Annotated in this window: 22 protein-coding genes and 1 riboswitch; of the genes, 10 read left to right on the plus strand and 12 right to left on the minus strand. The window is 73.6% G+C overall.

What is annotated here, in order from left to right; genetic code table 11:
• Positions 1–17 precede the first annotated feature (17 nt).
• The 3 genes from HWY08_RS17110 (at position 18) to HWY08_RS17120 (ending at position 3,903) form a co-directional block, all read left to right on the plus strand.
• A complete protein-coding gene (locus HWY08_RS17110; protein ID WP_176067437.1) occupies positions 18–1,493 on the plus strand; it encodes a two-component system sensor histidine kinase NtrB in 1,476 nt (491 codons plus the stop codon).
• Positions 1,490–2,881: a sigma-54-dependent transcriptional regulator gene (locus tag HWY08_RS17115; RefSeq protein WP_176067439.1), complete on the plus strand. Its 1,392-nt coding sequence runs from the start codon at positions 1,490–1,492 to the stop codon at positions 2,879–2,881. The genes HWY08_RS17110 and HWY08_RS17115 overlap by 4 nt, the downstream gene beginning before the upstream one ends.
• 71 nt (positions 2,882–2,952) lie before the next feature.
• A complete protein-coding gene (locus tag HWY08_RS17120; RefSeq protein WP_176067441.1) occupies positions 2,953–3,903 on the plus strand; it encodes an SRPBCC family protein in 951 nt (316 codons plus the stop codon).
• On the opposite strand, the gene HWY08_RS17125 is transcribed toward HWY08_RS17120, so the two are convergent.
• The 5 genes from HWY08_RS17125 to glgC form a co-directional block, all read right to left on the minus strand.
• Positions 3,904–4,824, minus strand: a complete 921-nt coding sequence (locus HWY08_RS17125) for a PD-(D/E)XK nuclease family protein (RefSeq protein ID WP_176067443.1) — start codon at positions 4,822–4,824, stop codon at positions 3,904–3,906.
• Positions 4,825–4,869: 45 nt separating this feature from the next.
• Complete coding sequence (locus tag HWY08_RS17130) at positions 4,870–6,375, minus strand: M16 family metallopeptidase (RefSeq protein ID WP_176067445.1); 1,506 nt, start codon at positions 6,373–6,375, stop codon at positions 4,870–4,872.
• Positions 6,375–7,733, minus strand: coding sequence for a M16 family metallopeptidase (locus HWY08_RS17135; protein ID WP_176067447.1), 1,359 nt, complete (start codon positions 7,731–7,733; stop codon positions 6,375–6,377). The genes HWY08_RS17130 and HWY08_RS17135 overlap by 1 nt, the downstream gene beginning before the upstream one ends.
• Positions 7,734–7,915: 182 nt before the next feature.
• Complete coding sequence (locus HWY08_RS17140) at positions 7,916–8,290, minus strand: hypothetical protein (RefSeq protein ID WP_176067449.1); 375 nt, start codon at positions 8,288–8,290, stop codon at positions 7,916–7,918.
• Positions 8,291–8,494: 204 nt separating this feature from the next.
• Positions 8,495–9,733 carry a glucose-1-phosphate adenylyltransferase gene (gene glgC / locus HWY08_RS17145; protein ID WP_176067451.1) on the minus strand — a complete coding sequence of 413 codons (1,239 nt, stop codon included), beginning with the start codon at positions 9,731–9,733 and terminating at the stop codon, positions 8,495–8,497.
• Between the two features lie 110 nt (positions 9,734–9,843).
• On the opposite strand from glgC, the gene HWY08_RS17150 reads away from it, so the two are divergent.
• Positions 9,844–10,779: a class I SAM-dependent methyltransferase gene (locus HWY08_RS17150; protein WP_235969681.1), complete on the plus strand. Its 936-nt coding sequence runs from the start codon at positions 9,844–9,846 to the stop codon at positions 10,777–10,779.
• A 27-nt stretch (positions 10,780–10,806) separates the two neighbouring features.
• On the opposite strand, the gene add is transcribed toward HWY08_RS17150, so the two are convergent.
• A complete protein-coding gene (gene add, locus HWY08_RS17155) occupies positions 10,807–11,943 on the minus strand; it encodes an adenosine deaminase (protein ID WP_235969682.1) in 1,137 nt (378 codons plus the stop codon).
• 51 nt (positions 11,944–11,994) lie between these two features.
• Here add and HWY08_RS17160 point away from each other — a divergent pair, with 51 nt between their 5' ends.
• Both HWY08_RS17160 and HWY08_RS17165 read left to right on the plus strand, forming a co-directional pair.
• Positions 11,995–12,324, plus strand: coding sequence for a hypothetical protein (locus HWY08_RS17160; protein WP_176067455.1), 330 nt, complete (start codon positions 11,995–11,997; stop codon positions 12,322–12,324).
• 56 nt (positions 12,325–12,380) lie between these two features.
• A complete protein-coding gene (locus HWY08_RS17165) occupies positions 12,381–14,438 on the plus strand; it encodes an AsmA family protein (RefSeq protein WP_176067457.1) in 2,058 nt (685 codons plus the stop codon).
• Positions 14,439–14,480: 42 nt separating this feature from the next.
• Here HWY08_RS17165 and HWY08_RS17170 read toward each other — a convergent pair whose 3' ends face one another.
• Positions 14,481–14,768, minus strand: a complete 288-nt coding sequence (locus HWY08_RS17170) for a DUF2917 domain-containing protein (RefSeq protein ID WP_176067459.1) — start codon at positions 14,766–14,768, stop codon at positions 14,481–14,483.
• Positions 14,765–14,977: a hypothetical protein gene (locus HWY08_RS17175; RefSeq protein WP_176067461.1), complete on the minus strand. Its 213-nt coding sequence runs from the start codon at positions 14,975–14,977 to the stop codon at positions 14,765–14,767. Before HWY08_RS17175 ends, HWY08_RS17170 begins: the two co-directional genes overlap by 4 nt.
• Before the next feature lie 145 nt (positions 14,978–15,122).
• Between HWY08_RS17175 and HWY08_RS17180 the strand changes: the two genes are divergently transcribed.
• On the plus strand, positions 15,123–16,133 hold the full coding sequence (locus HWY08_RS17180; protein WP_176067462.1) for a LysR family transcriptional regulator: 1,011 nt from the start codon (positions 15,123–15,125) through the stop codon (positions 16,131–16,133).
• Positions 16,134–16,155: 22 nt separating this feature from the next.
• Here HWY08_RS17180 and HWY08_RS17185 read toward each other — a convergent pair whose 3' ends face one another.
• Genes HWY08_RS17185 through HWY08_RS17195 form a run of 3 tightly spaced genes read right to left on the minus strand, consistent with a single transcriptional unit; the run spans position 16,156 to position 18,312 of the window.
• A complete protein-coding gene (locus HWY08_RS17185; RefSeq protein ID WP_176067464.1) occupies positions 16,156–17,436 on the minus strand; it encodes an RNA polymerase sigma factor in 1,281 nt (426 codons plus the stop codon).
• A 20-nt stretch (positions 17,437–17,456) separates the two neighbouring features.
• Positions 17,457–17,882, minus strand: a complete 426-nt coding sequence (locus HWY08_RS17190; RefSeq protein WP_176067466.1) for a YciI family protein — start codon at positions 17,880–17,882, stop codon at positions 17,457–17,459.
• A 58-nt stretch (positions 17,883–17,940) separates the two neighbouring features.
• Positions 17,941–18,312: a YciI family protein gene (locus HWY08_RS17195; protein ID WP_176067468.1), complete on the minus strand. Its 372-nt coding sequence runs from the start codon at positions 18,310–18,312 to the stop codon at positions 17,941–17,943.
• 190 nt (positions 18,313–18,502) lie between these two features.
• Positions 18,503–18,705: riboswitch (cobalamin riboswitch) on the plus strand.
• 134 nt (positions 18,706–18,839) lie between these two features.
• Here HWY08_RS17195 and HWY08_RS17200 point away from each other — a divergent pair.
• From HWY08_RS17200 to HWY08_RS17210, 3 genes are all read left to right on the plus strand, one after another.
• Entirely contained in the window at positions 18,840–20,948 is a 2,109-nt protein-coding gene (locus HWY08_RS17200; protein WP_176067470.1) for a ribonucleoside triphosphate reductase, read from the plus strand.
• Complete coding sequence (locus HWY08_RS17205; protein ID WP_176067472.1) at positions 20,945–21,634, plus strand: anaerobic ribonucleoside-triphosphate reductase activating protein; 690 nt, start codon at positions 20,945–20,947, stop codon at positions 21,632–21,634. Before HWY08_RS17200 ends, HWY08_RS17205 begins: the two co-directional genes overlap by 4 nt.
• 514 nt (positions 21,635–22,148) lie before the next feature.
• Positions 22,149–23,093, plus strand: a complete 945-nt coding sequence (locus tag HWY08_RS17210; protein WP_176067474.1) for a patatin-like phospholipase family protein — start codon at positions 22,149–22,151, stop codon at positions 23,091–23,093.
• A 35-nt stretch (positions 23,094–23,128) separates the two neighbouring features.
• Here HWY08_RS17210 and HWY08_RS17215 read toward each other — a convergent pair whose 3' ends face one another.
• Positions 23,129–23,470 (minus strand): TraR/DksA family transcriptional regulator, encoded by a 342-nt coding sequence (locus tag HWY08_RS17215; RefSeq protein ID WP_176067476.1) that lies wholly within the window; start codon positions 23,468–23,470, stop codon positions 23,129–23,131.
• Positions 23,471–23,946 lie beyond the last annotated feature (476 nt).

Below are 23,946 nucleotides of genomic sequence, written 5' to 3' on the forward strand. Positions count from 1 at the left end.
GGCCGGGAGGACGCCCCATGAGCCTCCGGCTCAAGCTCTTCCTGCTCATGGCGGGCATCACCGTCTTCTCCACCACCGGCGTCACCGCGGTGGCGCTCTGGCGCGAGGTGCAGCGCGGCCAGGAGCTCCTCTACCGCGAGGGCGCGGCCATGGCGCAGGCGACCGCCTCCTCGGCGGCGCGCTGGCTCCGCCCGGACGGCGCGCAGCCCGGCGCCGGCGAGGCGCTCACGGCGGTGCTGGGCCGGCTGGTGGAGGCGGCGCCCCTCGACCGCGCCTGGGTGGTGGACCGCGCCGGCAAGGTGGTGGCCTGTGTGTCGCCCACCCACGAGGACTGCACGCCGGGGCCGCCGACCGAGTTCGCGCCGGCCGAGAGCCCGGTGCAGGCCCTCAAGCGGCTCATCGAGCCGGAGGGGATCGTGACCGGCGCGCCCGTGCTGCGCGAGGGCGAGCTGGTCGGGGCGGTGCGGGTCGACTTCTCCCACGAGGAGGTGGTCGGCTCGGCGCGGCGCCTCGCCTGGAGCTCCGCGCTGGTGGCCGGCTTCTGGATCGTGCTCGGGCAGGCCTTCGCCGCGCTCCTCTTCGCCGGCATCGCCCGACCGGTGCAGCGGGTCATCGACGCGGCGCACGCGCTCGGGCGGGAGGAGGACGGCCGCCAGCTCGCGCTGCCCGCCGACCAGGAGCTCCGGGACCTGGTGGGCGCGTTCAACGCGATGAGCACCCGGCTGAAGGAGCGGCGCGACGAGAACCAGCGCCTCATCGCCACGCTGGAGAAGCGGGTCGAGGACAAGACGCGCGACGTGCTGCGCGCCGACCGGCTGGCGACCCTGGGCGGCATCGCCGCCGGGTTCGCGCACGAGCTCGGCAACTCGCTCAACGTCATCCGCGGCTACACGGCGGTGGTGCTGCGCGAGCTCCCGGCGGAGCACCCCAACAAGCCCGACCTGGAGGCGGTGAAGCGCGAGACGCACCGCGCCGCCTCGCTCATGGAGCGGTTCCTCGTCTTCGCGCGCAGCCGCACCACCCTCGTCACCCCGCAGCCGCTCGAGCCGGTCCTGCGCGAGGCGGTGGAGGTGGTGGGGCCCGCCGCCGCCCAGGGGCACGTCCGGACCAGCCTCGAGATCGAGCCGGGGCTCCCCGAGGTGAGCGCCGACGCGGAGCTGCTCCGCCAGGCGTTCCTCAACCTGTGCGTGAACGCGGTGCAGGCCATGCAGCCCGGCGGCGGGACGCTGGCGGTGCGGCTCTTCGCCGACCGCGGCGCGGTGGTGGCCGAGTTCCGGGACTCCGGGCCCGGGATCGCCGCCGAGGCGCTGAAGCACGTGTTCGAGCCCTTCTTCACCACCAAGGCCAACGGCACCGGCCTCGGCCTCGCCATCGTCCGCCAGGCGGCGGAGACGCACGGCGGGACGGTCGAGGTGGAGAGCCGGCCCGGCCAGGGCGCGCTGTTCCGCGTCCGGCTGCCCGCCCGGGCGCCCGCCACGGAGGCGATCGCATGAAGCCGCGCGTGATGGTCATCGACGACCTCGACTCCGCCCGCCAGATGGTGAAGCGGGCGCTGTCGCGCTCCTACGACGTGTACGACTTCGCGTCGGTCGCGGAGGCGCTGCCGGCCGTGGATCGCGCGGAGTTCGACTGCGTCATCACCGACCTGCGCATGCCGGAGATCGACGGCCTGGAGGGGCTGCGCCGCTTCCGCCAGAAGCTCCCCGACCTCCCGGTGGTGATCGTGACCGCCTTCGCGACCGTCGAGACCGCGGTCGAGGCGATGAAGGCAGGGGCCTTCGACTACCTCACGAAGCCGTTCGAGCCGGAGGAGCTCGAGCTCATCGTGGCGCGCGCGGTCGAGCACACGCGGCTGAAGCGCGAGAACGCCCAGCTGAAGAGCGCGCTCGACGGCTCCTTCTCGGTGCACGGGATCGTCGGGCGCTCCGGCGCGATGCGGGAGATGGTGTCGGTGCTGGAGCGGATCGCCCCCACCGACGTGGCGGTGCTCATCGAGGGCGAGAGCGGCACCGGCAAGGACATGGTGGCCCGGGCCATCCACGGCATGTCGAAGCGCGCGGGCGGGCCCTACGTGGCGCTCAACATGAGCGCCATCCCCGAGCACCTGGCCGAGTCGGAGCTGTTCGGGCACGAGAAGGGGGCCTTCACCGGGGCCGAGGCGGCGCGCGCCGGGTTCTTCGCCGAGGCGGAGAACGGCACGCTCTTCCTGGACGAGATCGGGCTGCTCCCCTCGACCCTGCAGGCCAAGCTGCTCCGCGTGCTGCAGGACGGCGACTACATCCCGGTCGGCTCGCGCAAGCCGCGCAAGGCGAACGTCCGGATCGTCTGCGCCACCAACGAGGACCTGAAGAAGAACGTGGAGCAGGGCAAGTTCCGCGAGGACCTCTACTACCGGATCCGGGTGGTGCCGGTGCGCCTGCCGCCGCTGCGCGAGCGGCGCGAGGACATCCCGCTGCTGGTCGAGCACCTGACCCGCAAGCACGCGCTGCGCCTCGCGCGCCCGCCGCTCGTCCCCGACCAGGACGCGATGCGCGCCCTCCTCGACCACCCCTGGCCCGGGAACGTGCGCGAGCTGGAGCACGCGCTCGAGCGCGCCCTGCTGCTCGCGCGCGGCGAGGTCATCACCGTCGCCGACCTGCCGCCGGAGCTCAAGGCGGCTGTGCCGGAGGCGGACCACGGCGAGGGCGACTACCGCCACGCCCGCGACGCCTGGGAGAAGCGCTACTTCCAGGAGCTGCTCGAGGCGGCCTCCGGCTCGGTGGCGAAGGCGGCCGAGCTGGCGGGCCTGCACCGCTCCACGCTCTACGAGAAGCTGGCCCGGATCGGCCTCGTCCAGGAGGGCGAGCCGAACGGGAAGAAGAACGGCGCCAAGGCGGGGTGAGCGGGGGCCGCGCTCCACAAGGTCCCTTGCTTCCGGTGCCTCGCTGGCGTGCAGTGCCGGCGGAGGACCCCATGAAGCTCGCCGCCGTGGTCGCCGTGGTGGGCGCGGCCCTGACCGCCCTGCTGGTGCAGTACTTCGTCCTCATCCGGCCCTGGTACCAGGGCTGGGGCGCGACCGCGGTCGAGCTGCGCGCCCGGCTGCCCGGCGACGAGCTCGCGCCCGACGCGCGCGAGGTGGAGACCCGCGCCCTCACCATCGACGCGCCGCCGGAGCGGGTCTGGCCCTGGCTGGCGCAGCTCGGGCAGGACCGGGCCGGGTTCTACTCCTACGGCTTCCTGCAGAACCTGTTCGGCATGGACATGCCGCGGGGCGACCGGCTGCTCGGGCTGCCGGACCCGCGCCCCGGCGAGAAGCTCCTCATGTCGCCCCGCCCCGCCATGGGCGGGCGCGCCTACGCCGTCCACGAGCGGGTCGAGCCCGGCCGCGCGCTCGTGCTCCGCACCTACGCGCTGCGGATGATGGGCGCCGGCGGCGCGCCTCCCCCCTCCGGCAGCTGGGCCTTCGTGCTCGCCCCCGAGCCGGACGGCCGCACGCGGCTCGTGGTCCGCAGCCGCCGCGGGTCCGAGCACGTCGCGCCGTCGCTGGCCGCGAGCGCCCTCGGCGCGCTCGTCCTCGACCCCCTGCACTTCGCCTTCGAGCGCCGGCTCATGCTCGGGGTGAAGGAGCGCGCCGAGGGGCGGCCGGTCGAGCCGGCGTGGAGGGAGGCGGTGGAGGTGGCGCTCTGGTTCACCACCGCGGCGCTCGGCCTGGCCGCGCTGGCGGCCGCGCTCCGGCGCCGCCCGGCCGCCGGCCGCTGGCTCCTGGCGGCCACCGCGGCGCTGTTCCTCTTCACGCTGCTCTTCTTCGCCCGGCCCCCGGTCGCGCTGGCGCTCCTCCTGGTGGTCGCGCTGCGCTTCGCCGTGGCCTGGGCCTGGCGGCGGCCGCCGGGGGAGGCGCGGCCGGCCGAGGCGGCCCGCGCCTGACTACATCCGGCCGCAGGGGCGGCGGAAGGCGCAGCGGGCGCAGCCGTCGGGCGCGGCGAGCTGCGGGAAGCGCTCCAGCCGCGCCACGTTGCGGGGGCGGTCCTCGAGCAGCTCCTGCATGGCGGCGATGGAGCCCCGCATCTCGTCGCGGCACCCGTCCAGCCCCGCCGCATCCGCGGCCACGCTGACCCGCTCGCCGGCCGGGTTCGACAGGTAGACGAGCCCGCCCAGCACCTGCTCCGGCGGCACGCCCCACTTCTGCTGCGCGTAGAGGGCGTAGATCCCGACCTGCGTGTGGTCGACCCCGCGCTCGCGCCCGGTCTTCCAGTCGAGGACGTGGATGAGCCCGCCCTCGTCCTGGTAGGCGAAGTCGATGGCGACCCAGATCTTCACGCCCTCGAACACCCAGGAGTCGAGCTCGTCGACCGTGAGCCACTTCGCGCGCGGCGTGCGCTGGATGCGCTCGAAGGTCTCGCTGGCGTAGAAGGCGCGCAGGGAGCCCTCGATCACCTCGTCCCACAGCCGCTTCCACTCCGCGCCGGGGACCGGCTCGCCGTACTCGTGCTCGACCAGGCCCGCGATCTTGGAGGGCTCGCGCCAGTAGCTCTTCTCGCGGGAGGTGGACCAGGTCCGCCGGGCGCGCTGGCGCGTCTGCTCGAGCAGCTCGTCGAGGGGCCGGAACTGCCCGGTGCCGCGGGCGCGCGCCAGGAGGCCCTTCAGCGCCTCGTGCACCACCGAGCCCGCCCACTGCCAGCGCGACGAGAGCTTCTTCAGGACGTACAGCTCGCGCACCGGCGAGCCGGCCGGCGCCTCCCAGCCGCCCCAGCTGCCGTAGTACTGGAAGTAGTAGGCCCGAAGGCACTGCCGGAACTTCTCGTGCCGGGACTTCGACCAGGTGAAGTCGTTCGTGAGGTCGGCCATGGGGGCTGCCGGGGGAGCAGCCCCCCAGCGGCCGACCATCCTAGCTCACGGGGCTGACGGCGCGGTCCTCACCTCGACCGGCCCGAGCGGCAGCCCCTCGAGCTGCGGCTTCACGGCGGTCGGGTCGCACACCATCACGGTGGTGAGGCGGGCGGGGTCGAAGTAGCGCTGCGCCGCCCGCTGCACCTCGGCCGGGCCCACCTTCGCCACCTGGGCCGCGTAGCCGTCCCAGTAGTCGTCGGGGAGGCCGTAGACCACCTCCTCCGCCACCTTGCCCGCGATCCCGGCCGCCACCGCGAAGTCGGAGGGCAGCGAGAGGAGGAGCGCGTTCCGCGCCACCTCGAGCTCGGGCTCGGGCACCGGCGCGCCGCGGAGCCCGTCGAGCTGGCGCAGCAGGGCGCGGGTGGCGGCGCCGGTCACGTCCGCCTTGACGCTGCCGACGATGAAGCTCGTCCCTCCGAGCTTGCGCGCCTCGGCGCGGGCGTAGATCCCGTAGGTGTAGCCCTCCTTCTCGCGCAGGTCGCGGAAGAGCCGCGAGGCGGTGCCGCCGCCCAGCACCTGCGCCGCCACCTCCGAGGGCACGTAGTCGGGCGAGGCGCGCGGGAAGCCGGGCATGCCCATCATGACGAACGACTGCGGGGCGGCGCCGCGCTTCTTCACGAGCACCGTGCGGAGCGCCGGCGCCGGCGCGGGCTTCACCGGCGGCGCGGCGGCGGCGGCGCCGGTCCAGCCTGCGAGCGCTTTCTCGAGCTTGGCCCGCAGCTCGGGCTCGGTCACGTCGCCCACCACCACCAGCTCGGAGACGTTCGGCCGCCAGCGCGCCGCGTGGTAGCGGACCAGGTCCGCGCGCTTCATGGCCTTGACCGACTTCTCGGTGCCCATGATCCAGTGGCCGTACGGGTGCTCGCCCCAGAACAGGTGCGCGAAGGCCTTCGACGCCACCGCGCCGGGCTGGTCGCGCTGCTGCAGGAGCCCCACCAGCCGCTGGTCCTGCACCCGGGCGAAGTCGGCCGCCGGGAAGCTCGGGTGCTCGAGCACGTCGTCGAAGAGCTCCAGCAGCTCGTCGAGGTGGGCCACCAGCGCCGACCCGGAGAGCGACGCGGAGTCGAAGCCGGCGCCGGCCGAGAGGCTGGCCCCGATGAAGCCGAGGTCGTCGGAGATCTTCGTGGCGCTCCGTTGCTTCGTGCCCTCGGTCATCATCGAGGCGGTGAAGCTGGCGAGCCCGGGGCGGCCCTTCGGGTCGTGCACCGCGCCCGCGTCCACCACCAGGTGGAGGGCGACGATGGGGAGCCGGTGGTACTCGACGAGCCGCACCTTGAGGCCGCTCGCGAGCTGGAAGTGGCGCTGCGGCGGGACCTTGAGCGCGGGGGCGGGCCCGGGCTGCGGGACCTGGGACCGGTCGGCAGGGGCGACCGCGTCCTTCACCACCGGGACCGCGGCCGGCGCGGCCGGTGCGGCGGCCGGCGCGGCGGCCTCCGGCGCGGGGCGCGGCGGCGCGCCGGCGCAGGCGAGGGCGGCGGTGAGGCACGAGAGGGCGGCGAGCCTGCGCATCACTTGGTCTCCTTCGCGGCGGTCGCCCTGGGCTTCACGGTGAGCACCACCCGCGCGTCCTTCTTCAGCCAGCGCGCGGCGGCGGCGCGCACGTCCTCCGGCGTCACCTGCCGGTAACGCGCGATGTCCTTGGGGAAGTAGCCGGGGTCGCCGGTCTGGAACCAGTAGCGGTTCAAGGTGGCGGCGCGGCCGCCGAAGCCGCCCACCGGCTCCAGGCTGAACACGGCGCCCGACTCGGTCTTGTTGACGGCGCGCTCGAGCTCCTCGGGCTGCGGCGGCTCGCGCTTCAGCCGCTCGATCTCCTGGTCGATCTCCCCGAGCAGCTTCTCCACCGTCTGCCCAGGCTTCGGCGTCGCGACCACGAGGAAGGTGCCGGCGAGCAGCTCCGACTGCTGTCCGGCCGAGACGTTCTGGGCGATCCGCTCGTCCATGACGAGCCGCTTCACCAGCCGCGCGCTCTTGCCGTCGGCGAGCACGTCGGCGAGGAGGTCGAGCGCGGCGTCGTCCGCCGCGAAAGCGCGCGGGGACTGCCAGGCCACGTAGACGCGCGGCAGCTCCACCTCGTCCTCGATGGTCACCCGCTTCTCCCCCGCGATGGGCTTCGGCGAGGGGGCGCGGTGGTCGGGCGGCGGCGAGGCGGGGATGGCGCCGAACCACTTCTCGACCAGCCGCCGCGCCTCGGCCGGGTCGAAGTCGCCGGCGATGGCCAGCGAGGCGTTGTTCGGGCCATACCACCGCTTGAAGAAGTCGCGCACGTCCTGGAGCGTCGCGGCGGTGAGGTCCTCGTGCGAGCCGATGGGGAGCCAGTGGTACGGGAACTCGGGGTCCCACACGTTGGCCATGAGCTCGATGAAGGCGGTGCCGTACGGCTGCATCTCGTAGGACTGGCGCCGCTCGTTCTTCACCACCTCGCGCTGGTTGTCGAGCTTCGCCTGGTCGAGGGTGGGCAGCAGCCACCCCATGCGGTCGGACTCGATGAAGAGCGCCTGCTCCAGCGCGTTCGACGGCACCTGCTCCCAGTAGACGGTCTGGTCCTGGCTCGTCGCGCCGTTGGCGCCGCCCCCCACGTTCTCGATGAGCCGGTCCGCTTCCCCCTTGGCGAGGTGCTCCGAGCCCTGGAACATGAGGTGCTCGAAGAGGTGCGCGAACCCGGTGCGGCCCGGCTTCTCGTCCTTGGAGCCGACGTCGTAGTGCACGTCCACGCCGACGATGGGCGCGGTGTGGTCCTCGGAGAGGATGACGTTGAGCCCGTTCGGCAGCTTGAACTGCTGGTACGGGGTGGCCGGGATGGGCGTCGGCTTCGACGCCGGGGCGGCCGCGAGCGCGAGCGCGCCGCACAGGGCGAGGGCGAGGTGCATGCAGCGCGTCATAGCGCGGCGGCGGTCGGGCGTCGACCGGAGCTTCGGGGCCGTGGCGGGAGGGGGGGCCGTGAAACATCCCCTCCCGCCGCCGCGGCGAGCGCGACTCCTGCCCCCCACCGCCGTCAGGGATCAGCGATCGGTTCGGGAGCCGCGCATGGGCCGCGCCAGCGCGCCGGCCCTCACAGGGGACAGCTCGCGACCTGCCGCACGTTGCTCAGGCTCCCTTGCGACGCGCGCCACTGCAGCACCGCCGAGCAGCTCCTGCCGAACGATCCAAACGAAGCTCCGGGATAGGCGAAGTACGCGTTGCTGTAACAGTCGCACGCGCTCCCCAAGCCGCTCACGTCATACATGACGCAGCAGTCCGTTTCGGAGCAGCGCCCCGAGCCCGTGCCGGCCGGCACCGCCACGCACCCGCAAAACTGCGTGCTCGCGGCCCCCGTCGACCAATCGTTGCACGCAAGGCTCGCCGCGCTTTCGGAATCCGATCCACCGCCACAGCCGGCCAGGATGACGGCCAGCACCACTGCGACACCCCACGCGTTCTTGACCATCGCTCTCCCCGGCTGGATAGATTGAAGACGTCGAAGACGTGCACGACGATGGAGCCACCCTGCGCCGGCCAACGTATACGCCCCGACATCACTCAGCGTTGATCGTGGTCACAGTGCGTGTACCGCGAGCCGAGGGGGTCGCCTCCACGCACGCCATCGTCGGATGTGGGCGGTCGAGCGGAGCGCTCGTTCACGAAGCCCGGCCTACCCCGCGTCCACCCGCATCCCCTTGGGGATGACCACGATCCCGGTCTCGGTGACGTGAAAGCGCCGCCGGTCCGCCTCGAGGTCGTAGCCGATGGAGGTACCGGGCGGGATCTCGACGTGCTTGTCGATGATCGCCTTCCGGATGCGGCAGTGCCGCCCGATGGTGACGTTCTCGAACAGGATCGACCCCTCGACGCTGGCGTAGCTGTTCACGCGCACCTTGGGCGACAGGATCGACCCGTGCACGGTGCCGCCGGAGATGATGCACCCCTCGCTGACGAGCGAGTCGGTGGCGCGCCCGACCCGCCCCTCGCGCTCGTTCGCGAAGACGAACTTGGCCGGCGGGTAGTTGTACTGGATGGTGAAGATCGGCCACTGGTCGTTGTAGAGCGAGAAGATGGGGTCCACGTCCACGAGGTCCATGTTCGCCTGGTAGTACGCGTCGAGGCTCCCCACGTCGCGCCAGTAGCCGCGCTCCCGCTCCGACTGGCCGGGCACCACGTTCTTCGCGAAGTCGTAGACGAAGACGCGCTTGCGCGCGTACATCCCGGCCACGATCGACTTGCCGAAGTCGTGCGCGCTCTGCGGGTCGCCCGCGTCGCGGACGATCTCCTGCACCAGCACGTCGGTGGTGAAGAGGTAGTTCCCCATCGACGCGAGGCACCGGGTCGGATCGCCGGGCATCGTCTTCGGATCCTGCTTCGGCTTCTCCACGAAGCCGACCATCCGCCCCTCGCCGTCCACCTCGATGATGCCGAACTCGTGGGCCTCCTCGACCGGGATGGGGATGGCGGCCACCGTCAAGTCGGCCCGGTTGTCGCGGTGGTAGTCCAGCATCTCCCGCACGTCCATGCGGTAGACGTGGTCCGCGCCGAACACGTAGGTGAACTCCGGCTCCTCGTCGGTGATGATGTTGAGGTTCTGGTAGATGGCGTCGGCGGAGCCCTCGAACCACTTCGGCCCCACCCGCATCTGCGCCGGCACGAGCTCGACGTACTGGTCGAGGAGCGCGGCCAGCCGCCAGGCGCGCTGGATGTGCGTGTTGAGCGACTCCGACTTGTACTGGACCAGCACCTTCATCCGGAGCAGGCCCGAGTTGGCGAAGTTCGAGAGGACGAAGTCGATGATCCGGTAGCGGCCGCCGAACGGGACCGCCGGCTTGGCGCGCTCGCGGGTGAGCGGGTCGAGCCGCCGCCCTTCACCGCCCGCGAGGATCATGGCCAGGGTTTTCGCCATCGGTGCGGGCTCCTCGCGGTGGGCCGGATGCTAGGCGGGGGCGACGCCGCCGGCAAGGAACAGGGTCGCTCCTTCCGCGCGGTGGCCGACGAAGTTATAAGGGGCCGCACGTGGACCCCGCGACCGTCGATCCCCTTCCGGCGACCCCTTCCGAGCGCCCCGGCGAGCCGGAGCGGTGCTACCTGTGCGGCGGGGGCGCGCTCACGCTGCGCTTTCCGGCCCGCGGAGGCGCAGGCGTCAGCCACGCCGCCTACGCGTGTACCAGCTTCGGGCACCGCGCCCACGGTCCCATCTGGGTTTGCGAGGCCTGCGGCTTCCTCGTCCAGTGGCCCGCGCCCGATCCGGTGCGGCTGCTCGAGGCGTACGGCGCGGTCGAGGACCCGCTCTACCTCGCCGAGAAGGAGAACCGGTACCTCACCTTCCGGCGGGCGCTCGGCCTGCTCGGGCCGCCGGCGGGGCGCCGCCTGCTCGACGTCGGCGCCTACTGCGGCATCTTCGTCGACGTCGCCCGCGAGGCGGGGTTCGCGGCCGAGGGCATCGAGCTCTCGCGCTGGGCGGTGCGGGAGGCGCGCGCGCAGGGCCTGCCGGTGCGCAACGAGACCCTCTCCGAGGCGGCCCGCGCCGGGGCGCGCTACGACGTGCTCACGCTGTGGGACGTGATCGAGCACCTGCCCGACCCGCGCCAGGAGCTCTCCGCCGCGGCCCGGCTCCTGCGCCCGGGCGGCGAGCTCCACGTCTCGACCATCGACGCGCGGAGCCTCTTCGCGCGGGCGCTCGGCGCGCGCTGGCCGTGGCTCATGGACATGCACGTCGTCTACTTCGACCGCCGCACGCTGCCGCGGCTGCTCGAGGAGACGGGCTTCCGCGTCGTGCGGCGGCGCGCCTACACGCACACGGTCTCGGCAGACTACCTCCTGCGCAAGGCAGCGGCGAGCTTCCCGGCCGCCGCGCCGCTCTTCCGCCTCGCGCGGCGGCTCGTGCCGGGGCGGTGGCCGGTGCCGGTGAACCTGGGCGACAACATGGTGGTGAGCGCGGTCAGGCGCTGAGGGTCCTGGGAGAGGGGCGGCCCCTTCTCACGTCGCGGAGCGCTGCGTGCCCGCGTCCACCGCCCGCGGCCCGGCCGCGAAGCGCGTCAGGGTGGCGGCGATCTCGCGGTTCACCTGCTTCAGGAGATCGCTCTTCTCGCGGAAGGGCATGAACGCGCTCTTGAAGCCCTGCACCACCAGCGTGACGAGGTCCTCGAGCGTGAAGCCCATCTCGCGGTGGGCGATCCACAGCTCCTTCGTCGAGGTGGTGTCGGTGATGAGCCGGTTGTCGGTGTTGACCGTCACCCGCAGGCCGAAGTCGAAGTAGAACTTGAGCGGGTGGCTCTTCATGTCGGCCACCGAGCGCGTCTGGACGTTCGAGGACGGGCACATCTCGAGCGGGAGGCGGTGGTCGTTCACGTAGTTGAGGAGGTCGCCGTCCTCGCGCAGCCGCACCCCGTGCCCGATGCGGTGCGCGCCGCAGTAGTGGACCGCCTGCGCGATGGACTCCGGGCCGTACGCCTCGCCCGCGTGGATGGTGACGTTCACGTTGTTGGCGAGGATGAGCTGGAACGCCGCCGCGTGGTCCTTCGACGGGTAGCCCTCCTCGGCGCCGGCCAGGTCGTAGCCGACCACGCCGCGGTTCTTGAAGGCCACCGCCAGCTCGGCGAGCCGCAGCGAGGTGACCGGGTCGATGTGGCGGATGCCGCAGATGATGACCGAGGACTTGATGCCGGTCTCCCGCTTGGCGGCGCGCAGGCCGTCGAGCACGGCGTCCACGATGGTGGTGGGCTTGAGCCCGCGCCGCGTGTGCAGCACCGGCGCGTAGCGCACCTCGAGGTAGCGCACGTTCTCGGCCGCGCAGTCGAGCGCGAGCTCGTAGGCGGCGCGGTAGAGCGCCTCCTCCGTCTGCAGCACGGAGAGGGTGACGTCGAAGGCCTTGAGGTAGTCCTCGAGGTCGGCGCACAGCTCGCCCTGGTGGATGGCGCGGGCGAGCCCCTCCGGCGTGTCGGCCGGGAGGTGGACGCCGTGCTCCTCGGCCAGCTCCAGGATGGTGCCGAGGCGGAGCGACCCGTCGAGGTGGCAGTGGAGGTCGGTCTTGGGGAGCGCGCGGAGCAGCTCCTCGGAGACCGCGGGGAGAGGACCATCCGGGATGGGGCCGGCGGCGGGCGCGTTGTGGGGCACGGCACCGATCATAGGCCGCGCGGCCGGGGGAGACCCGAGTATCCTCCCGCCATGCTCCGCCACCTCGGCGCGTTCCTGGTCCGGCTGGTCGTCTCGGCGCTCGTGCTGTGGGCCGCGGTGGGGTGGGTCGATCCGGGGAACCCGTACAACACCGTCGGGCGCGCCGCGCTGGTGGCGCTCTTCCTCTCCCTCGCGTCGTACCTCACGCTGGCGCGCTTCCTGTGGTTCCTGCTCCTGCCCTGGCTCCTCTACGCGGCCATCTGGCTCGCCACGGTGATGGGCGCCTACGGGATCGGGTTCTTCTCGGCGCTCCTGCTCGCCATCGCGCTCACGCTCCTGTCGCTCCTGGTGTCGCTCGTCTTCGGCCTGCGGGGCCTGTAGCCGGGCGAGCGCCTGCCGCCGTTGCCCCGGCAGGCGAGCGGGCCGACCTTGAGGGCATGGCGAAGAGTCCTGGTAGAACCCTGCTGAAGGTCGTGGTGGGCGTCGTCGGCGCGCTCGTCGTGCTCGTGGTGGCGCTCACGCTGCTGCTCCAGACGAGCGCCGTCACCTCGCGGGTGAAGGACCTCGTCGTGCCGCGGATCTCGGCCGCGCTGGGCCGGGACGTCACCGTGGAGCAGGCGAAGCTCCGGATCATCCCGCACGCCAGGGTCGCGCTCGACGGCACCACCGTGGCCGGCCGGCCCGGCGAGCCGCCCCTCGTGAAGGTGGAGGCGTTCGAGGTGGGCCTGCGGCTGTGGCCGCTCCTCACCTCGCTGGGGAAGGACGTCCAGGTGAGCGAGATCCGGCTCGTGCGGCCGATCGTGAACCTCGTCCGCGCGAAGGACGGCACCTGGAACTACGAAGGGCTCGGCGGCGAGGCCCAGGCGAAGGCGCCGCCGCCCGAGGCGAAGTCGAGCTCGGGCTCCTCGGCGAGCGTGGTGGTGGGGCACGCCTCCATCTCCGGGGGCGAGGTCCACTACGTGGACGCGCTCGCCGGCGCGAACGCGGCGGTGGCGGTCTCGAAGATCGACCTCACCGCCGACGACGTCGGGCTCGGCCATCCGCTCGCGGCCAAGATCTCGGCGGCGCTGGTGAACCCCGAGCAGAACTTCCAGCTCGACCTCCACGCCTCGACGCTGCCGGCGAGCCTGGCAGCGCTCGGCCCCGGCCAGTACCCCGAGCTCACGGGCCAGCTCGCCCTGCGCGGCCTCGACCTCGCGCGGCTGCGCGCCTTCCTGCCCCCCTCGGTGACGAACCTCATGAGCGGCGGCCGGGTGGACGCCTCGGCCAAGCTCGCCACCGCCGAGGGCAAGTACCACGTGGACGGCCAGGGGAAGCTCTCGCAGGTGCGGCTCCGCGGCGAGCCGGCGCAGGGCGGGTTCGACCTGCACGCGGCGGTCGACCCGGCCACCGGCGCCGGGACGGCCGCGCTGGAGAAGATCGCGCTCGAGGGACCTGGCGTGAACCTGGGCGGCCGCGTCGCCGCCGACCTGAAGCCGCCGCGCGTCCGCTTCGCCATCGCGGGGCCGCTCCTCGACCTGGGCCAGGTCATGGGCCTCCTGCCGCAGCAGCAGCAGGCGAAGCAGGAGGGGCCGCTCCTCACCGCCGCGCAGCGCAAGCAGGTGGGCGCGCTCGACGTGGCCGGCACGATCGACATCCAGAAGGTGGTGAAGGGCGGCCTGGTCGCGAACGACTTCAAGGCCAGCGCCGTCCTCGACCGCGGGGAGCTCGTGCTGCGCGACGCGCAAGCGCGCTTCTTCGGCGGGCGCGTCGACGCCGGCGGCACCCGCGTGGACCTCTCGCAGGCGGACCCGAAGTGGAACCTCAAGGCGAAGCTCGAGGCGGTGGAGCTGGGCCCGGCGCTCCAGTCCTTCGCGGGCGCGGCGCCGCTGGCCGGCAAGCTCGACGGCGCGCTCGACCTCGACGGCACCGGGGTGGACTGGGCGAAGCTGCGCCAGGCGCTCACCGGGCGCGGCGCGCTGGCGGTGAAGCAGGGCGAGCTCACCACCGCCGACCTGGGCGGTCAGGTGCTGGGCGCCGTGTCGAAGGGGCTCCAGGCGGTCGGGAAGGGCGGCCTCGCCGGCCAGGTGAGCGGCGCCGCGGGCAAGACGCAGCTCCGCGACCTCGCCGCCAGCTTCACGGTGAAGGACGGGGCCATGGCGCTCGCGAAGCCCCTCTCCTTCGGCGCGCCGTTCGGCGCGGCGCAGCTCGGCGGCAAGATCGGCCTCGACGGCGCGCTGGCGCTCCAGGGGACGGCCAACCTGTCGAAGCAGGCGCTGCAGGGGCTCACCGGCGGGACCAAGCTGCCGCTGGGGAACGGCCTCGCGGTCCCGCTCGCGCTCGGCGGCACGCTGTCCCAGCCGTCGGTCCACGTCGAGGCGCAGCAGGCGGTGGCCGGCCTCGTCACCGGCGCCGCCAAGCAGCAGGTGCAGCAGCTCCAGCAGAACCTGCAGGAGAAGGCGAAGGTGCAGGCGCGCAAGGGCCTGGGGGACGTGCTGCGGGGGTTCGGGAAGTGAGGGGCGTTCGCCCCGGGATCTCCAGTCCCGTACGGCGGTCCCCTACGCGCGCTCGGCAGTCATCGCCGCGTCCGAGAGCGCCCACACGGCGACCAGCCCGCGCCGCCCGAGCTCCACCACCTCGCCCTGCTCCAGGACGTGATCGAGCGGGTCGCCCTCCTGCGTGACCATCAGCGTGCCCCGGTGGCAGCGCAGGCGCAGGCCGCGGGGGCCCGGGCGCAGGGCGACCGTGGCGTCGCGCGGGAGCTCCTGCAACCCGCGCGACCCCTCCGCGCGCGTCGCGCGCTGGCCCGTCCCGATCAGCTCGCGCGCCTCGGCGTGCGTGCTCATGGCGTGCTCCGCTCCGGGCTGGACCCGGGTCCGGCCACGGCCAGCGCTCGCGTGCCGGGCTCGGTCGTGACCGGAGCCTCCCGCTGGCCAGCGCCATGCAGCCGCGCCGCTGGCCCGGCCACGGCGACGAGGAAGAAGCCCCACACCATCACCCACAGCGCGAGGAAGGCGCCGGCGCCCAGCAGGTCGGGCGCCAGCCCACCGCGCACGAGCCACCGGGCGGGCGCGGGCTCGCGCGGCGCACCCCACCAGGGCGATGAAACGGTCCTCGCTGATCGCGACGTCATCTGGATACTCCTTTCGGCCGACCGAGCTCGGCGGCACCGCTCGGCTGCGGCGCGAGGGAACCTACCGATGGCAAAGGGGCCGTTGAAGGCGCAGGTGAGCGCCGCCCCCGCGCAAGAACGCGCGGCGGGGCTGGACTGGGGAAACCTGCGCTTCCTCCTCGAGCTGGTGCGCACGGGCAGCCACGCCCGCGCCGCGCAGCGGCTCGGCGTGGACCGCAACACGGTGGCGCGCCGGGTGGCGTCGATGGAGGAGCAGCTGGGATTGGCGCTCTTCGAGCGCGGGCCGCAGGGGTGGTGCTGCACGGCCGCCGGGCAGGAGCTGGCCGAGATGGCGTCGCAGGTCGAGGCCGACGTGCTCGCGCTGGCGCGACATGCGGACGCGCACGACCGCACGCTCTCCGGCACGGTGCGGCTCACCACCGCCACCCACCTCTCCGCGTTCCTGCTCGTGCCCGCGCTGCCCGCGCTGCGCGAGCGCCATCCCGGGCTGGTGCTGGAGGTGGTCGCCGACCAGCGCACCTTCGACCTCGCGCGCCGCGAGGCGGACCTGGCGCTGCGCATGGGCCGCCCGCGCGAGGCCGGCCTCGTCACGCGCAAGCTCTCCGACGTCGCCTACGGCCTCTACGCTGGCCGGGATTCCGCCCCCGGGCGGCGCGGAGCCGTCGACTTCGCGGCTGACCCGTTCGTCGGCTTCGAGGAGAGCCTGGCCAGCACGCCGCAGGAGCGGTGGCTGGCGCGCGCAGGGCCGGAGCGGCGGGTGGTCTTCCGCTGCAACAGCACGGCCTCGCTGGTGGCCGCCGCCCGGATCGGCGTCGGCGTGGCGGTGCTCCCGCGCTTCGTGGCGGATGCGGACGCCGCGCTGGTACGGTTGGAGGGACCCGAGCCCGTGCCCCACGAGCTCTGGCTCCTCGTGCACGGCGATCTGCGCCGCTCGCCGCGCGTGCGGGAGGTCATCGACTGGGTGGACGAGCTCGTGGCGCGCGCGCGGCCGACGCTGTCGGGCACCGCCCCGGTGCCTGGACCTCGCGCGGGGGCGCGCGGCGGCGCCGCGCCAGGATCGCGCCCCGAACACCCGTGACCCTCCCAGCCAGACTGAACGGCTAGGGACTCGGCGCGCCTCGCCCCAAGGCGCATGCCGCCGCGCGCGCGAGCAGGAGCTCCCGCTCTCGCGCGTTCCGTGTCTGGGACGCTGCGCGCTCGAGCTCCTCGCGCGCCTCGGCGTCGCGGCCCAGCTTCAGGAGCAGGTCCCCGCGCACGGCCGGCAGCAGGTGGTACGACGCGAGCGCCGGCTCGCCCCGCAGGGCGTCGACCAGCTCGAGCCCGGCCGCCGGCCCGAACGCCATCGAGACCGCGACCGCGCGGTTCAGCTCGACCACGGGCGATCCCGTCACCTCGACCAGCGCGTCGTAGAGCGCGACGATCCGCGGCCAGTCCGTCTCTCCCGCGGTGTGCGCCCGCGCGTGGCAGGCCGCGATGGCCGCCTGGAGCGTGTAGGGCCCGAGCGGCGCTTGCAGCGCCTCCGCCCGCGCGAGCGCGACGAGCCCGCGGTGCACGAGGAGCTGATCCCAGCGGGAGCGGTCCTGGTCGAGCAGGAGCACCGGGGCTCCGGACGGCCCGAGCCGCGCGCGCAGGCGCGACGCGTGGAGCTCCATCAGCGCGACGAGCCCGTGGACCTCCGGCTCGTCCGGGGTGAGCTCGGCGAGGATGCGGCCGAGCCGGAGCGCCTCCTCGCACGCCGCCGGGTGCGTCCAGTCGCCCCCGGCCGTCGGGGTGTAGCCCTCGTTGAAGACGAGGTAGATGACCTCCAGCACGGAGGACAGGCGCGCCGACAGCTCCGCGCCGCGCGGCACGTCGAACGGGACGCGCGCCTCGGCCAGGGTGCGCTTCGCCCGCACGATGCGCTGCGCGATGGTGGGCTCCGGGACGAGGAAGGCGCGGGCGATCTCCTGGGTGGTGAGGCCTCCGAGGAGGCGCAGCGTGAGCGCCGCGCGCGCCTCGGCCGAGAGGACCGGGTGGCAGGCGACGAGGATGAGGCGCAGGAGGTCGTCGCCCACGTCCTCGTCGAGGGCCGCCTCGAGGTCGGGCGCCGCGGGGGGTCGCCCCGCGGCGTCCTCCTCGAGCTGGCCGTGCTCGCGGCGCAGCCGCTCGCGCCGGCGCGCCTCGTCGATCGCCCGGTTCCGCGCCGTCGCGGTGAGCCAGGCGCCGGGGTTGGCGGGAATGCCGGCCTCGGGCCACCGCTCCAGCGCGGCGAGGAGCGCCTCCTGGGCGAGGTCCTCGGCCAGCGCCACGTCGCGGACGAGGCGGACGAGCCCGCCGATGACCCGCGCGGACTCGATCCGCCAGACCGCCTCGATGGCCGCCCGCGTCGCGCCGCCGCCCATCGCCCACCCCGGAGGCGCGGCTACGGCGCGCGCCGCCGCCCGATCTCCGCCTGCAGCTGCTCCTGCTTCGCGCGCAGCTCGGGTGTGAGCTCCTGGCCGAAGTCCTCGGGCTCGAACACCGGCCGGATCGTCACCTCGACGCCGCCGTCGAACGGCGCGCGCTTCAGCCACTCGACCGCCTCGTCGACGGACTTCACCTGCCAGATCCAGTAGCCGGCGACGAGCTCCTTCGACTCTGCGAACGGCCCGTCGAGGACGGTCCGCTGCCCGCCCGAGAACCTCACCCGCTTCGCCCGGGAGGTGGGGGTGAGCCCCTCGCCGGCCAGCATCACGCCGGCCTTCACCAGCTCCTCGTTGAACTTCATCATCTTCGCGATCAGCTCCTGGCTCGGCATCTTGCCGGCCTCGGAGTCCCGGTCGCCCGGCACCAGCACCATCACGCGCATCGGTCTGCTCCTCTCGCAGGGGTGGGGCTGCTCACTGGAACCGCGACGCCGCGCCCGCTCACGGGCCCTCGCCGGGCTCGAACATGGGGCGCACCTCCGCCTCGCCCTCGAACTCGGGCCAGTGCTTCCGGTGCAGCTCCATGAACTCGGTCGCGACCCGGAGCGCGTCGGCCTTCGAGGCCGCCTTCAGGATGGCGTACCCACCGATGACCTCCTTGCTCTCGCCGAAGGGGCCGTCGGTCACCGTGAGCTTGCCCTTGGCGAGGCGCAGCCGGGTCCCGTCCTTGCTAGGCAGCAGGCCCCCCGTGTCGACCAGCGTGCCGTCCTTGAAGGACTGCTCCACGAACTTCCCCATCGCCTCCATCAAGGCCGCGGGCGGCCCGGACTGACGGTAGGTCTCGGCGTGGCGGATGAACGTCAGGTATCTCATCGTGTGGTTCCTCCGGTGTGGTGTTCCGATCAGGCGACGAACGGCCACCGCCCGGATCGACAGGCGACCCCTCTGGGCGTCCACGCCGGCCTGCGTATAGCCGCGCCGCCACCCCCTCGCACCGCGGGCCCCATCCCCGCCGGACCCGGAGCACCACAATCTCTGGTGTTGACCGCCACCGCGAACCACCGTAGGTTGTGGTCGCGCTGGTGCCCGGAGCCATGCTCCGGGCGAAAAGGGAACCCGGTGAGACTCCGGGGCTGCCCCGCAGCGGTAAGCGAGAACGACCTCCGCCACACGCACTGACCGTAAGGTCGGGAAGCGGCGGACAGTAGGTTCCGGAAGTCCGGAGCGCTCGCGAGCCCGAAGACCTGCCAGCGCCCGCGGCCGGAGAGAGCCGGCCGCGGCACGACCGACACGCCTCGTGGGAGGGCGGATGGTCCTCGGCGCTCCAGGCCGCCCCCGGGCGGCGACGCGCGCCGTGGTCCCTCCTCCGCGCCCGCGAGGCCGCCACGAGGAGGGGCTCCGTGTTCGAACACATCGAGAAGCGCGACGGACGGGTGGTGCCGTTCGACGCCGAGCGCATCATCGCCGCCATCGCCAAGGCGGGCGCGGCCACCGGCGAGCTGGACGCGGGCGAGGCGCGGCGGCTCGGCCAGCGCGTCCTCGCCATCGCCGCGGCGACGTTCGAGGGCCGGCCGACCGTCGAGCGCGTCCAGGACGTCGTCGAGGACGTGCTCCTGGCGAGCCCCCACCGCCGGACGGCGCGCGCCTACGCCGTCTACCGCGAGCAGCACCGCGCGCTGCGCGAGATCTCCGACGCGGCCAGCGTGGCCCTCGTCGACGCCTACCTGGAGCGGGCCGACTGGCAGGTGTCGGAGAACGCGAACATGGCGTTCAGCCTGCAGGGGCTCAACAACTACGTGGCCAGCCACGTCAGCTCGACCTACTGGCTCGAGCGGCTCTACCCGCCGGAGGTGCGCGACGCCCACCGCGCCGGCGACCTGCACCTGCACGACCTCAACCTGCTCGCGGTCTACTGCGTCGGCTGGGACCTGGCCGACCTCCTCGAGGACGGCTTCCGCGGCGCGCCGGGCAAGGCCGAGAGCGCGCCCGCCCGCCACTTCCGCACCGCGCTCGGCCAGATCGCCAACTTCTTCTACACGCTGCAGGGCGAGGCGGCCGGCGCCCAGGCCTTCTCCAGCCTCGACACCTACCTCGCGCCCTTCATCCGGCAGGACGGCCTCGGCTACGAGGAGGTCCGCCAGGCGCTGCAGGAGTTCGTCTTCAACCTCAACGTGCCGACGCGGGTCGGGTTCCAGACGCCGTTCACCAACGTCACGCTCGACCTGGAGTGCCCGGCCGCGCTCCGCGGCGAGGCGGTGATCGTGGGCGGCGCGCGCGGCCAGACCACCTACGGCGAGCACCAGCCGGAGATGGACCTCTTCAACCGCGCCTTCCTCGACGTGATGGCGGGCGGCGACGCGAAGGGGCGGGTCTTCACCTTCCCCATCCCCACCTACAACGTCACGCCCGGCTTCGACTACGACGACCCGCGCCTCGACGGCCTGTGGGAGGTCACCGCCCGCTACGGGCTGCCCTACTTCGCCAACTTCGTGAACTCCGACCTCTCTCCCGAGGACGCTCGCAGCATGTGCTGCCGGCTGCGGCTCGACACGCGCGGGCTGGAGCGGCGCGGCGGCGGCCTCTTCGGCGCGAGCCCGCTCACCGGCTCCATCGGCGTCGTCACCGTGAACCTGCCGCGCCTCGGCCACCTGGCGCGCGACGAGGCGGACTTCCTCCGGCGGCTCGACCGCGTGATGGACCTGGCCCGCGACAGCCTGGTGCTGAAGCGGAAGGTGCTGGAGCGCTACACGGAGCAGGGGCTCTACCCGTACGTGCGCCACTACCTGCGGCACATCCGGGCGCGCAGCGGCTCGTACTGGCGGAACCACTTCTCGACCATCGGCCTGGTGGGCCTGGCCGAGGCGGTGGAGAACCTGCTCGGCGTCCCGTTCGCGCAGGACCCCGGCCGCGCCTTCGGGCTGCGCGTCCTCGACCACATGCGCGCGCGGCTGGAGCGCTACCAGGCCGAGACCGGCACCCCCTTCAACCTGGAGGCGACGCCGGCCGAGGCCACCAGCTACCGCCTGGCGCGGCTCGACAAGGCACGGCACCCGGCGATCCGCTGCGCCAACGAGGCGGCGGTGGCCCAGGGCGCCGCCCCCTACTACACGAACTCGTCGCAGCTCCCGGTCGACGCCACCGACGACGTGTTCGAGGTCCTCGACCACCAGGACGCGTTCCAGGCGCGCTACACCGGCGGCACGGTCCAGCACGTCTTCGTGGGCGAGGCCATCCACGATCCGGCGGCGGTGAAGCGGTTCGTGAAGGTGGTGTGCGAGCGCTACCGGCTCCCCTACTTCACGGTGACGCCGACGTTCTCCGTGTGCGGCGAGCACGGCTACCTGGCCGGCGAGCACCCCACCTGCCCGCGCTGCGGCGCGGCGGCGGAGGTCTACTCGCGGATCGTGGGGTACCTGCGCCCGCTGCAGCAGTGGAACCCGGGCAAGCAGGCGGAGTACGCGCGGCGGCGCTCGCTCCGCCCCGCCGAGGCGCCCCGGGCGCGGCCGTGATCGCGGCGCTCCGCCCCTGCTCCTTCGTCGACTGGCCCGGGCGCCTGGCGGCGGTGGCGTTCACGCAGGGTTGCAACCTCGCCTGCCGCTACTGCCACAACCCCGCGCTCGTCCCCCGGGGCGCCGCCGGCGCGGCGGGCGCGGTGCCGGAGGGCGAGGTCCTGCGGCTGCTGGCGGCGCGGCGAGGGCGCCTCGACGGCCTGGTGGTGACCGGGGGCGAGCCCACGCTGCACGCCGGGCTCGCTCCGCTCTTGCGGCGCGTGAAGGCGCTCGGCCTGGGCGTGAAGCTCGACACCAACGGTACGCGCCCCGCGGCCGTGGCGGCGCTCCTCGCCGAGGGGCTCGTCGACTACCTGGCCATCGACCTCAAGGCGACGCCGGCGCGCGCGGGGTGGCTCACCGGCGCGGCGCGGCAGGCCGCCGGGGCGCGCCGCTGCCTCGCGCTCGCGCTGCGGGCCGGGGTGGACCACGAGGTCCGCACCACGCTCGCGGCGCCGGTGCACGACGAGCGCCAGGTGGAGGCGCTGGCGCGGTGGGCGGCGGGCGCGCGCCGCTGGGCGCTCCAGCGCTTCCGCCCCGGCGGCCACCTCGACCCGGCGAGCGGCCTCGCGCCGCCCGCGCCGGCGCTGCTCGACGCCGCCCGCGCCGCGGCGGGGGCGGCCGGGCTCGCGGTGGTTGTGCGGTAGCGGCAGGCATCGCCGCTGGGTGCTGGTTTCACGCGATGGGTCGCCGGTCCTCGTGGTTCAGTTCGTGGAGCGCAGCGCCGAGGGCCGCAGTCGCGGGGCCGCTCGGATCTTCTCGTTGCGAGGACTCGGGAGCTCTGGCACGCTTCGCCGCCCATGCGAACTGACGTGCGGGTAGGCGGCGCCGGCATCCATGGCCTCGCGCGGTCACTCCTCGTGGCCGCCGCCTTCCTCTTCGTCGGCTGTGCCCACTTCAAGGACGCGGAGGCGGTCTGCGAGGACAGCCGGGGCTTGCGCTGCCTCACGGCTCCTGAGTGTTCATTCGACCGCGCGCGGGGTTGCGAGGTGTGCCAATGCCGGCCGCTGAGCGAGCGGGGCGGGCCGCTGATGCCTCCCCCCTTCACGCCGCAGTAGCTGCAGGGGTCCAAGTTCACGGACGCAGGTCAGCGCGCGAAGGGCTCGCGCTGCTCCTCGCCCGAGCGGCGGCGGTATGCTGCGCGGCCGGAGGACCTGACCCATGCGCCTGGCACGCCTCACGCTCCTCGGGAGCCTAGCGCTGGCGCTGGCCTGCAAGAGCGCGCCGGCCCCGCTCCCCCCACCCCCGCCTCTCATGCAGCAGCCGCCTGCCCCGCCGCCGAAGCCCCGGATCGCCCTGGTGCTGGGCGGCGGCGCTGCGCGCGGCTTCGCGCACGTCGGGGTCATCCGCGCCCTCGAGCAGGAGCACATCCCGATCGACCTCGTCGTCGGGACCAGCGTCGGCAGCCTCATCGGCGCCCTCTACGCCAGCAACCTCGACAGCTTCGACCTGGAGTGGACAGCCTTCAAGCTGGAGAAGGACGACCTGTTCGACTTCGGCGTCGTGACCGCCGTGATGGGGATGGGCTTCGCCCGAGGGGACCGGCTCGAGCAGTTCGTGCGGAGCCGGACCAAGGCTCAGAACATCGAGGACCTCCGGATCCCCTTCGCCGCGGTCGCCACCGATCTCAACTGGGGCACCGAGGTGGTCCTCGACCGCGGCTCTCTGGCGCGAGCGGTGCGCGCGAGCTCGGCCATCCCCGGCGTCTTCCAGCCGGTGCAGCTCATGGGCAAGCTCCTCGTGGACGGCGGGGTGGTCGACAACATCCCCGTGTCCGTGGCGCGGGCCAAGGGCGCCGACATCGTCATCGCCAGCGACATCAGCGAGGACGTCGCCAACACCAGGATCACGAACCTCCTGGACGTGACGATGCAGGCGACGAACATCATGTTCGCCCTGAACGCCGAGCACTCCAAGCGCGACGCCGACGTGATCATCGCGCCCGCCGTCGGCGCGGTCGCCATGCTGGACTTCACGCAGAAGAAGCAGTGCATGCAGGCGGGCATCGAGGCCGCCCACCGGGCGGCCCCGGCGATCCGGAAGGCGATCGACGGCTGGGTGGCGGCGCGCCAGGAGGTACGTCCCGCACGAGCCGTCGGGCCCTGACGTCACGTCGTCGCGGCTGCGCGAGGCGAGCAGCCTCACTCGTCGGCGCCGTGGCGCGCCCAGGGCAGCGCGATCAGGCGCTCGTAGGGGATGGGCGCGCCCGTCCGCTCGCTCAGGCCGTACTTGCCGGCGTCCATCTTCCCGAGCGCCCGGTCGATCTCCGCCAGCAGCGCGGTCTCCGGCGCGTCGACCTCGAGCTCTCCCTCCAGCTCGCTGGCGCGCTGCGCCGTCTCCTCCAGCTCCCGCGGCTCGTCCGTCGGCGCGCTCGAGAGCGGCTGCTGCAGGACCGACAGCACCCGCCTTCGCTCCTCCTGGAGCTTGCGGCGGAGCGCCTCGAGCTGGGCCTGCGTGAGCACGGACTGCTGCGTCTTGGCCACGGCGTCACCCTCCTCCCGCCAGGCCCTGCGGCCTCGGCGGCGCGTGGCCATAACCCGCCCTGCTGGAGCACGCTCGGATCCCTGCGGGAGCGGGGAGAGGGGCCGCCCTCACCTGACGATTCATCACGTCTTCACGGAAGTCGCGAGCTGCGGGATTCCCGCGGGCTCACTGCTCTCCCTGGCCCCGCGGAGCGGGGATCGGGCCGGGGGAGAGGCCTCGCGATCCTGCCCGCAGCTCGGAGCGGTTTCGGGCGAGCGGGCGGGGTTGGGGCTGAGAGGGGCGCGGCAGGTGGGCGGGCGGCGCCGCGGCCGCGGGCGCTCCTGGACGTTGGGGCGTCGCGTCCGAGGCGGGGCCGCGCATTCGAGGCGGCCGCGCGTGGCCCGGCTCACGACGAGTTCTGAGGGTGAACACGCGTGACCGGCGGCGATGCATGGCTGGGCGGACCGCCATTCACGGTGCGTCACTATACTGGGTC

The organism is Anaeromyxobacter diazotrophicus, assembly GCF_013340205.1.
GTDB lineage: Bacteria > Myxococcota > Myxococcia > Myxococcales > Anaeromyxobacteraceae > Anaeromyxobacter_A > Anaeromyxobacter_A diazotrophicus.